The sequence below is a fragment of the Chryseobacterium sp. SIMBA_038 genome (assembly GCF_046535115.1).
Classification (GTDB): domain Bacteria; phylum Bacteroidota; class Bacteroidia; order Flavobacteriales; family Weeksellaceae; genus Chryseobacterium.
On sequence record NZ_JAWRXH010000004.1, the window covers coordinates 162,686 to 172,195 of the forward strand.

Here is a 9,510-nt window from a genome sequence, read left to right on the forward strand (position 1 = left end):
TATGACAACTGAAAATAAGAAAGGACAGATTCTAATTTTTGCTAAAAATATAAAGGGTAGTGCAAAAGGTCAAATACTTGAAGAAAGTAAACGAACTCAAAATACCGCAGGATTAAAGCATCTACAGAATGGATCAAGCGGAGGAATAAATAATAGTAAAAACCAAAATAGAAAACCTCCAGTAGAGCTAAGGATTTTAAAAATAGATGGGCCATTTGATGAAAACGATAGGAAAGTAGATGTAATAGAAAAAAATAAATGGTATACTTACAAAGTTGCAAAATTTAATAGAGAGCCTAAAAAAGGAGAGCTTCAAAATTTAAAATGGGCTGTGAAATATGATGATGGGAAAGTAAATGAACTTAATGAGATTTCTTGTAAAGGTTATAAAGAAATAACACATAAAGTTTTAGATAATAACAATGCGTCTAAGCTCAGGATTTATGTATTTTTTAAAGCACCTAATGAGAATGCAAGTGTTAAAGCGAATGTCGAAACTTTGTGTGATGCCGTGATGGTTGTAGGCTCTGAACTTCATGAACCGACATATGGTAATAAAATGAGATTTTTTGCACAAGCAGTAAGGACATTACTTTTGAATAAAAGCAAATGGAAAAAGGTTAGCCTAATTTATTTTAATACGGTAGAACCTCTAAAAAAGAAGTCATATAATCAAGAGGAAATCAACGAAATGAAAAAATCTTTATTATCAAAATATTCAAATACTGAAATTGATTATACTGAAATTAAAAACGTGTCAGAAATGATAAATAAAATTAACAGTTATAAAAATATTAAGGCCTTACATTTTTATTCACATGGAATGCCTAGCAAAATTACTTTTGGATTAGGACATATTGGAGATAATATAAATGGGCCACAAACATTTACTTTTGCAGAAATAAATAAGATAAATAAAAAAATATTTACAAAGGATGCTCAGGTTCATTCTTATGCATGTAGAACAGGAAATAATCAAGAAGATGTTATGCAAGATGATTTCACACCATACTATACTATTCATTATTTTGCAGGGAAAGCTGATTTTACAGAAAAACATCTAACTAAAGAATCTGCTCAAAAAAGGTATAAAGAACTTAAGAGAGGTTTTTCAAATGTGTATTTGTATGAGCCATCAACTTTCCCTTCAGATATTCATTCAGAACAAAGTTTGGCTCAAAAATTAGCAAAATACCTTGGTGTTTCTGTTTTTGCATTCAAGACTAGGTCAGACTATCAACCAACATGGCATGGGAATTTTAAAAAGATAGAAATAGATGATGAGACTGTTGAAAAAGGAGGTTTTCTGGGGTATAAAATATGGCAAGATGGTGATCATGCATTATGGAATTCAACAGGAGCATTAAATGGTGTAAAAGGGGGAAATACTCCTAAAGGACTGGATAATAAATTAACAGAATTTAAACCTCAATAATGAAAAATAAATTTTTAATATTTATTTTAATTTTAGTAGTAGGAAGTATTTATTATTACTTTCATACTCCTAGTATAAATGAGAAAGACATGGTTTACTTTGATAATGCTAAGGATAGTATAATCAAAAATCATGAATACTTTATGACTCATAATTTAGAACCGATCTTAAACCCTTCAGATAAAATAATATTTAGTAAAGAAAGGGGTTTTGTAACAAATGAAAGTTATTTTGATTTACTAAAAAGAAAGGAAGGAGATAAAACTTTTTTTAACCCAATTAACATCCTATATAATAAAAAGTTAGTTGTGGATGCTAATAACAAATATTCGGTTTCCAATTCTATCTATATTAATGAGGATTCTACAATTCAGTTTATTATTTATCAAAAACCACGTTTCGAAGGTTACAAAATAGGTTATTTACTTTATGCCCCAAAACATAAATTAAAGATGGAAAAAGGTTACGGTTATTATGATGTGGAATTCGAAAAGGATGGATGGAGATTCATAAAAGCAGTTGAGCCCTATTTAAATAATGATTAAAAAAAATATTATCAGAACTATTCTCGTTTATTTAATTGGAATAATAGTGTCATTTATTTTGCATATGAGTTTCTATAAATATGAAAATCAAGCCGATATTATAATTTTTATGACAATATTTTGCTTCTTTTCAATTATCGGAATTTATAGTTTAGTTGTTGATAATTTATTATACTGGATATATAGAAAGAATAATATGAATGCTTTTCTTGTTTCGAATTCTATTTGTTTTATTTACATTGTATTTAGTGTGATAAATAATGATTTGAAAGAATATGATCCTATATATTATTTTGTGCTCTTGTATTTTTTGTTTTAAATATTCTCTTATTTTTTATTTTAAAACAAAATAGAACCTAATAATCTTTATCAACAATTCATGCTTCAAATTTTAAATAAATATTTTTACATTTGACCATGAACAATAGAAACCGCGGTAAAAACACAGGCGACGACACACTATTCGGATCAGAAAAGCAAATTGATAAATTAAAATTGGCTGTTCAGGATATGAATTATCTTCTAAGCAGAGATTATGCTGAAAGAGCGAGTTCAGAATTGGTAGGAAATCACTACAAATTAAAAACCCGACAAATTCAGGCGCTTCGTGGTGCTTCTGCATCGGAAAATCAGATTAAAAATAGAAGATTCAAGCAAGTTGAAATTTTAGATTTAAAAGATAAGGTCATTTATTTGGATGGATTTAATATTTTGATTTTGTTGGAAAGTTTACTTTCCGAAGCCTATATTTTTAGAGGTCTTGACGGTTGCTATCGCGACCTTTCCGGGGTTTATGGAACGTATAAAAGAGTCAATCAGACTCAAAAAAGTATAGAATTGGTTTCTCAGTTTTTTCAAAAGGCAAAACTTCAAAAATTAATCTGGATTTTCGATAAACCCGTCTCCAACAGCGGTAGAATCATGCAAATTATTCTCGAATTTGCTCAGGAAAACAACCTCAATTGGGAAGTTGACCTACAATTCAATCCCGATAAATTTTTAGCGAAAAATGTCGAAATCATAGCTTCTTCCGATGCATGGATTTTAGATCATTGCAAAAAATGGTTTAACGTAATTGATTATTTAATTAAGGAAGAAAAACTTTCTGTTAATCTGATTAAAATGTTTTAAAATGAATCTGTTCGAAAAATATATTCCATTACTGTCAACATCTTGGACAGAAAAGTACCATCCGATTTTGTCGCCAGAACATCTTGAAAGCTTATCAAAAAATATTCGGAAATATAAAGACAAAACTTTAGATTGGGATTTGCCTTATTTTAATGAAGAAATAAAAATTGACCGCGACAAAAGTTTTTCTACATTCATCAATATTCTTGAACCCGATGATTCAGATGAGTTTATCGCTCAACAATTACAGGAAATTCCGTTCGAATATTGGCTGGATATTTTAGGCCAAAGACTAACTTCAACGAGTATTCGGGATGAAAATGCAATTCCGCCTTCTAAAGATATTTTGATTGAAAGTTGTATGAAACCTTTTAATGATGAAATCACAATTGCCCAACGCGCTTGGGAAAAACATGTTGGAAGAATGGACGATCTGTTTTGGGGTGAAGTGAAAGGAAATAATCAACAAAAACAACAAAAAGTAATGGAGAAAATTAATTACATCATCGACAATCAAACTTGGTGGAATGTTTTCTTTCATTATAAGCATGAGTTAGTTTTTGAGATAAGAGAAAAAGACGGTCATGGAATTCGGTGGAGCCACGGCGGAACTCAATTGATTGGTTTTCTGGAAATTTTTATTAATGAATAAAAATATTTTTAGCTGCGTAAAAAGATTGCGTACATGCCTAATAATTTTGTCATCATAAAATTGAAGCAATGGATTTTTCTAATCAAAAATTTTCGGAAAACGAATGGGAAGCATGTCTGAAGGTTTTAAATGCCTTGAAAGACGAGCCTTTTCATAATCCTGATAACAGAATGTTTTCAGGGCTGATTACAAAAATTCATAAGAACGCTAAAAAACAAAATCGTCAGGAAAGTTATTTCCAAATGAAAACTCAGGATCTGGAAGTCAATTCAGAATCTGTATTGCTGAAAAAAGCTTTGGCAGGAGTTTCTGCTTTTTATGATAACCAAAAAGATGAAACAAAACTTACAAAACTTCAGATTCCTAAAAATTGTTACTGTTGTAATCAAAGCTATACATATGCACATTCATTTTACACAAGATTATGCCCGAAATGTGCAGAAGAAAACTATGAAAAACGTTTTGAATCTGTAAATTTAAAAGGAAGAAATATAATTCTTACGGGAGGACGTGTAAAAGTAGGACTTGCAACAGCTTTAAAAGTTTTGCGAAATGGTGCAAATTTGGTTTTGACGACCCGTTTCCCCGCTTTGGCTCTGGAACAGCTTCAGCAGGAAGAGGATTATCTTGAATGGAAAGACAGGCTTTGGGTTTACGGATTGGATCTTAGAGATTTAAAAGCAATTCAGGAATTCATCAATTTTTATAAAGATAATTTTGAAACACTTGATATTCTGATCAATAATGCTGCTCAAACTATAAAATATCCCGATGAATACTATCTTCCAATTATAAAACGTGAAAATGAAATGTTGGTTGAGTTTAAAAATATTCAGAACTTAATTCCCAATCAAACACAAATTTCAAATGAGATCGGAAAATTGGAATATGCTCAAAATGAAGAAACCACAGTTGCTTTGACGCGTTTTGGGCAACCTGTTGATAATCGCGATAAAACCAGTTGGAATTCTACTTTGGAAGAAGTTTCAATGTATGAATTGGTAGAGGTTAATCTCATCAATCATATTGCCCCTTATTTTTTAATTAAAGAATTAAAACAATTAATGAGAAACTCTTTATTCAAAGAAAAATTTATCATTAATGTTACATCTTCTGAAGGTATTTTCAGTTATGAAAATAAAACTATTTTTCATCCACATACAAATATGACGAAAGCGGCTTTGAATATGATGACGCTCACTTCTGCAAAAGAATTTGAAAAAGATCAGATTTACATGAGTGCAGTTGATGTTGGCTGGATTTCTACAGGAGCAAAAGAAAGTTTAAGAAAGAAACAGTTTGAACAGGGATATATTCCGCCACTTGATTCTGTGGATGGTGCTGCTAGAATTTTACAGCCTGTTATTGAAGGAATTAGAGGTAATTATTTTAGTGGAGTTTTATTGAAAAATTATAAAATTCATACTTGGTAAAATAAAAGAAACGTTAGCTCAATGGAAGAGCCCTGACCATCCAAGTCAGATGTTACGGGTTCGAGTCCCGTACGTTTCGCAGGAGTACATAGTTGATAATTGGAAAAATACTGCCCTTCCAAGGCAAAGTTGCAGGTTCGAGTCCTGCTGTACTCCCAAAATGGAGATAATAGTAGTAATGGAAAAATACGTTTTGCTAAGACGAGTTGCAAGTTCGAATCCTGCTTATCTCCCAAATGGAAGCAATAGTTTAAATGGAAAAATGCCTCAAACCCAGAGGAGTTGCGAGTTCAAATCTTGCTTGCTTCCCTTTTTAAAACGCTATGAAAAATCTTTACAATAAAGGAACTTTCCGATCTTATGAATGGGGAAAAATTCCACCTTATTTAAAAAAGTATGGAAATAAAAAATGGAGAAGAACAGAAAAATCTGCCGTTCAAGATCAATTAATTGAAGAAGTGAAATTTTGGAAAACCAGAAAGCAAAAACAAAAAATGATTTGGGTAAAAATTACAAAAAAAATTAATGGAGAAAAGTATTCTGATTTTCGAAAATATGCTACAGAAAAATCATTCAAAAGTGCCATTACAAGTCCTCATGTCGTAAGATATTTTACTATACATAATGAACAAAATAATAACAAAAACAAATGAAAACATTTATAGACATTGGCATTAACCTGACCAATAAACAATTTCACAACGAACACGAAGAAATCATCAACAGAGCGTTGGATAATGGAGTAGAGCAAATGATTCTCACAGGAACGAGCGTCCGCGGAAGCCAAGAATCAGCAGAGATTGCAGAAGATTATCCCGAAATTTTATTTTCAACCGCAGGAATTCATCCTCATGATGCGAAATCTTTTAACAATGAAAGCATCAACGAACTTCGAAAATTATTAAGACAAGATCACGTCATTTCAGTCGGAGAATGTGGATTGGATTTTGATCGCGATTTTTCACCAAGACCTATTCAGGAAAAATGTTATCGCGTTCAACTGGAATTAGCCATTGAAGTTGATAAACCTCTTTTTCTTCACGAAAGATCTGCGTTTAAAAGATTTAATGAAATTACTGACGAATATCTTTCAAAACTTCCCGAGGCTGTTGTTCATTGTTTTACAGGAACTTTGAATGAAGCAAAAATATATTTGAATAAAGGATTCTATCTAGGATTTACGGGAGCGATCAGCGATGATAAAAGATTTAAACATTTGGAAGATGTCATCAAATATGTCCCACTTGACCGAATGATGATTGAAACAGATGCGCCTTTCATGCTGCCGAAAAATATGCCGAGAACACAAAACCGCCGAAATGAACCATCCTATCTACCTTATGTCGCACAGACAATTGCAAAATTAAAGAAAGTAAGTATTTCCGAAGTTGCGGATGAAACGACAGAAGTCGCCAGAAAATTTTTCAGAATATAGAAAAGAGCTCTACAAATTAATGTAAAGCTCTTTTTAATTTTATAAATCGATTTTTCCTTAAATACTTTTCCAAGCAGCTTCCAAAGCAAGTTCGATCATTGGTTTCAAAGCAGTTTCTCTTTGATCAGCCGAAATATTTTCGTGAGTCGGAATAATATCAGTTACGGTAAGAATCGTTGCTGCGTTTTTCCCTAAATGTTTTGCATTGGCATACAATCCAAAAGCTTCCATTTCAACAGCCGGACAGTTATATTTCGTTGCAATCGCAGGAATTGCCTGATCTTTTCTGTAGAAAATGTCACTACTGTGAACGTTGATCGCTTTAGTTTTTAAAGCTAATTCTTCTGCAGTTGCATTAATTGTATCAAAAATATTTCCTTGGTGAGAAAGAATTTCATCTTCAATTTCCCAGGCATATTTTGCGTAAGTACTTTCACTTGCTGCATTTTCAACATTTAAAATATCAAAAGTTTTCAAATCTGTTGTATACGCTCCACAAGTTCCGATTCTGATGATCGTCTCCACTTCATATTCTGTGTACAACTCAAAAGAATAGATTCCAATGCTTGGAAATCCCATTCCGCTGGCTCCCACAGTAATTTCTTTATCTTTATAAAGACCGGTGTAATAAAAAATACCTCTTGTTTTACTTACTAATTTTGCGTTTTCTAAAAAGTTTTCTGCAATATACTGTGCGCGAAGCGGATCCCCCGGCTGCAATACAACTTTAGCAATTTCTCCCTTTTTTGCACTAATGTGAATACTCATAATTTTATTTTGAATGGCACAAAGATAGCAAATCTGTGAAAAGCGAATTGTCAATTTGCTCAACTTGTCAATTTATAGAAGACAATTATTATCTTTAATTAAAATTTAAAATATGAAGATAGAGCATATCGCTATTTGGGTTAGAGATTTAGAAAAAATTAAGGAATTTTATCAAAAATATTTTGGGGCAACTTCAAATGAAAAATACCATAATCCCGTAAAAAACTTTGAGTCATATTTCTTAAGTTTTGAAAACGGTTCACGATTGGAGATCATGACAAGACCAGATATTCAGGAAGGAAACAACTCATTTGACGCTCAGAAATTTGGAATTGTGCATCTTGCATTTTCAACAGGAAGCAACGAAAAAGTTGACACACTTACAGAAACGTTGAGAAATGATGGCTACGAAGTTGTAGGAGAACCTCGTACATCCGGCGATGGTTACTACGAGAGTGTAATTCTCGACCCTGAAAATAATATTATTGAGATTATAAATTAAGTCTTTGCGGGGAGCAAAGCGAAGAAGCAATCTCAAAAAAAATATTACTCATTACTTATTTTTTTTGAAGCTATTTCCCGCTTTCCACTATATCTTTTTTGTTACGGCCTCCGCTTCGCTCCGGCCGCAACAAAAAAGGATGCCGTTCCAATCGGGGCTATGGTCTTTGCCTTTCTTTCAAAATTTGTCATTGCGAACCGAAGGTGAAGCAATCTCATGAAAATTTAGTAATAAAAAAATATTGCTGAGTGAAACGATTTAACAGATGAAAAATATTCTCAAATATCATAAACGAAATCGTTGCGAACCTTACGTTAAAAGTCAAGATTTAAAATCAGATATTAATATTTTTTTAATTCACCAATAACGAATAATATTTTTATTTTTGTTAGATGCTGGAAAACACCTCCCCATTTTTAGACACCTTATTTCTTCTCCGAAAAGATGAATGCATCACGATTTTTTCAGATATAAAAGAAATCTCAAAAAAGGAAGAACAAGATGCATCCGATTATTTTGAAACCGAGTTTGAAAAAGAAAGGCTGGAATTTTTATCAGATCAAATAAACTGCAATAAAGAAACAGCAGTTTGGGCAGGAAAAATAGTATATCACAGTGCTCAATTGTATTTAATTCGTAGAGATACAGCAAAGGATTTAAATAAATTGATTCCACCATATAAAGGAGCAAGAGACATTTCTTCCATACTTTCAGCAGATTTATCGTTAAGGTTTTTACCGCAAATTGTTGACGGATTACAGATTGCAGATCCAGAAGATCCTTTAATTAAAATGTTGGAAAGTATTTTATCACAATTTCATTATTCAGCAATCGGATCTGACATTGATTTAGAAAAAGTAAATTGGGAAGAAGAATTAAAAGACAAAACCTACCGAAAACTATATCTTGAAAGAATTGTAGAAAAGAAAGCATATAAATTGGCTGAAATTCCGTTTATTAAAAAATTATTGATGGCAGAATTTGGTCTGCATAAAGATGCTTTTTGGAGAGAATTAAAAACAATAACCGAAGAAAATGAGAGAAAAGACAGTATTTGATTTTGTGGCAGACCCCACAAAAGAAAATTTTCTGAAACATAGAGAATTAATTATAACCAATCCCGATTATGACCCTTATTCTGATGATTTAGATATCATGGAAAAATTATATGAGAATAAAGAATACGATAAACTGAATTATTATGTTACGATTAATGTACTGCTAAGCCCAAGAGCTCATTTTAGAAAATATTTTTCTTTAAAGCAGATTGGAAATACAAAAGCTGCAGAAAGCGTAATGTTTATCTGTCATAATATTCTGAGTTGTATGGAGAAAACGGGAGATGGATCAATAGAGAATCCATACATTGTTATTAGGGTTTCTGATGAAAAGGATTTCATGGAACTTCATTTGAAAAAAAAATATATCCAACAAAGATTAATTCAACATGAAGATAAATATTTGGATGTTTTAACACTAGAAGACGGATCCGAAGTCCATTTTGATATTACTGATGCTTACCAGAGATCAATTTTTCTCTCTAAAAAAAGAAAGGAAGAAGAGGAAAAACCAAAAAATAAAAAATGGTGGAAATTTTAAAATTTTAATC

The 9,510-nt window shown here is 31.7% G+C and carries 11 protein-coding genes and 4 tRNA genes; 14 read left to right on the forward strand and 1 reads right to left on the reverse strand.

Going from position 1 to position 9,510, the window contains the following annotated elements:
* Position 1: 1 nt before the first annotated feature.
* From SB689_RS14400 to SB689_RS14450, 11 genes are all read left to right on the forward strand, one after another.
* A complete protein-coding gene (locus SB689_RS14400; protein WP_410692818.1) occupies positions 2-1,435 on the forward strand; it encodes a hypothetical protein in 1,434 nt (477 codons plus the stop codon).
* The gene (locus SB689_RS14405; protein WP_410692819.1) at positions 1,435-1,980 is read left to right on the forward strand and encodes a hypothetical protein; all 546 of its coding nucleotides are present in this window, start codon (positions 1,435-1,437) and stop codon (positions 1,978-1,980) included. The genes SB689_RS14400 and SB689_RS14405 overlap by 1 nt, the downstream gene beginning before the upstream one ends.
* A gap of 417 nt (positions 1,981-2,397) precedes the next feature.
* Complete coding sequence (locus tag SB689_RS14410) at positions 2,398-3,111, forward strand: DUF434 domain-containing protein (RefSeq protein ID WP_410692820.1); 714 nt, start codon at positions 2,398-2,400, stop codon at positions 3,109-3,111.
* A 1-nt stretch (position 3,112) separates the two neighbouring features.
* Positions 3,113-3,763: a hypothetical protein gene (locus SB689_RS14415; protein ID WP_410692821.1), complete on the forward strand. Its 651-nt coding sequence runs from the start codon at positions 3,113-3,115 to the stop codon at positions 3,761-3,763.
* A gap of 68 nt (positions 3,764-3,831) precedes the next feature.
* Complete coding sequence (locus SB689_RS14420) at positions 3,832-5,196, forward strand: SDR family oxidoreductase (RefSeq protein ID WP_410692822.1); 1,365 nt, start codon at positions 3,832-3,834, stop codon at positions 5,194-5,196.
* A gap of 7 nt (positions 5,197-5,203) precedes the next feature.
* Positions 5,204-5,275 (forward strand) — tRNA-Gly (locus tag SB689_RS14425).
* 3 nt (positions 5,276-5,278) lie between these two features.
* Positions 5,279-5,352: transfer RNA gene (locus SB689_RS14430), tRNA-Gly, on the forward strand.
* A 7-nt stretch (positions 5,353-5,359) separates the two neighbouring features.
* Positions 5,360-5,429: transfer RNA gene (locus SB689_RS14435), tRNA-OTHER, on the forward strand.
* A 6-nt stretch (positions 5,430-5,435) separates the two neighbouring features.
* Positions 5,436-5,505 (forward strand) — tRNA-Val (locus SB689_RS14440).
* A gap of 14 nt (positions 5,506-5,519) precedes the next feature.
* Positions 5,520-5,849 carry a hypothetical protein gene (locus tag SB689_RS14445; protein ID WP_410692823.1) on the forward strand — a complete coding sequence of 110 codons (330 nt, stop codon included), beginning with the start codon at positions 5,520-5,522 and terminating at the stop codon, positions 5,847-5,849.
* The gene (locus SB689_RS14450; RefSeq protein WP_410692824.1) at positions 5,846-6,631 is read left to right on the forward strand and encodes a TatD family hydrolase; all 786 of its coding nucleotides are present in this window, start codon (positions 5,846-5,848) and stop codon (positions 6,629-6,631) included. Before SB689_RS14445 ends, SB689_RS14450 begins: the two co-directional genes overlap by 4 nt.
* 57 nt (positions 6,632-6,688) lie before the next feature.
* Here the strand turns inward: SB689_RS14450 and deoD are convergent, their stop codons facing one another.
* Positions 6,689-7,399, reverse strand: a complete 711-nt coding sequence (gene deoD / locus SB689_RS14455) for a purine-nucleoside phosphorylase (protein WP_410692825.1) — start codon at positions 7,397-7,399, stop codon at positions 6,689-6,691.
* Positions 7,400-7,511: 112 nt separating this feature from the next.
* Between deoD and SB689_RS14460 the strand changes: the two genes are divergently transcribed.
* The 3 genes from SB689_RS14460 to SB689_RS14470 all read left to right on the forward strand — a co-directional run bounded on the left by SB689_RS14460 (position 7,512) and on the right by SB689_RS14470 (position 9,500).
* Positions 7,512-7,901, forward strand: a complete 390-nt coding sequence (locus SB689_RS14460) for a VOC family protein (protein WP_410692826.1) — start codon at positions 7,512-7,514, stop codon at positions 7,899-7,901.
* A gap of 392 nt (positions 7,902-8,293) precedes the next feature.
* Positions 8,294-8,959: a hypothetical protein gene (locus SB689_RS14465; RefSeq protein ID WP_410692827.1), complete on the forward strand. Its 666-nt coding sequence runs from the start codon at positions 8,294-8,296 to the stop codon at positions 8,957-8,959.
* Positions 8,937-9,500, forward strand: coding sequence for a DUF4919 domain-containing protein (locus SB689_RS14470; RefSeq protein ID WP_410692828.1), 564 nt, complete (start codon positions 8,937-8,939; stop codon positions 9,498-9,500). Before SB689_RS14465 ends, SB689_RS14470 begins: the two co-directional genes overlap by 23 nt.
* Positions 9,501-9,510 lie beyond the last annotated feature (10 nt).

What these genes read in the sequence shown, in the direction of transcription:
- SB689_RS14410 (WP_410692820.1), top strand. Translation starts at nt 2,398, where the DNA reads ATGAACAATAGAAACCGCGGTAAAAACACAGGCGACGACACACTATTC.
- SB689_RS14400 (WP_410692818.1), top strand. Translation starts at nt 2, where the DNA reads ATGACAACTGAAAATAAGAAAGGACAGATTCTAATTTTTGCTAAAAAT.
- SB689_RS14450 (WP_410692824.1), top strand. Translation starts at nt 5,846, where the DNA reads ATGAAAACATTTATAGACATTGGCATTAACCTGACCAATAAACAATTT.
- SB689_RS14470 (WP_410692828.1), top strand. Translation starts at nt 8,937, where the DNA reads ATGAGAGAAAAGACAGTATTTGATTTTGTGGCAGACCCCACAAAAGAA.
- SB689_RS14445 (WP_410692823.1), top strand. Translation starts at nt 5,520, where the DNA reads ATGAAAAATCTTTACAATAAAGGAACTTTCCGATCTTATGAATGGGGA.
- SB689_RS14420 (WP_410692822.1), top strand. Translation starts at nt 3,832, where the DNA reads ATGGATTTTTCTAATCAAAAATTTTCGGAAAACGAATGGGAAGCATGT.
- SB689_RS14460 (WP_410692826.1), top strand. Translation starts at nt 7,512, where the DNA reads ATGAAGATAGAGCATATCGCTATTTGGGTTAGAGATTTAGAAAAAATT.
- SB689_RS14405 (WP_410692819.1), top strand. Translation starts at nt 1,435, where the DNA reads ATGAAAAATAAATTTTTAATATTTATTTTAATTTTAGTAGTAGGAAGT.
- deoD (WP_410692825.1), bottom strand. Translation starts at nt 7,399, where the DNA reads ATGAGTATTCACATTAGTGCAAAAAAGGGAGAAATTGCTAAAGTTGTA.
- SB689_RS14465 (WP_410692827.1), top strand. Translation starts at nt 8,294, where the DNA reads ATGCTGGAAAACACCTCCCCATTTTTAGACACCTTATTTCTTCTCCGA.
- SB689_RS14415 (WP_410692821.1), top strand. Translation starts at nt 3,113, where the DNA reads ATGAATCTGTTCGAAAAATATATTCCATTACTGTCAACATCTTGGACA.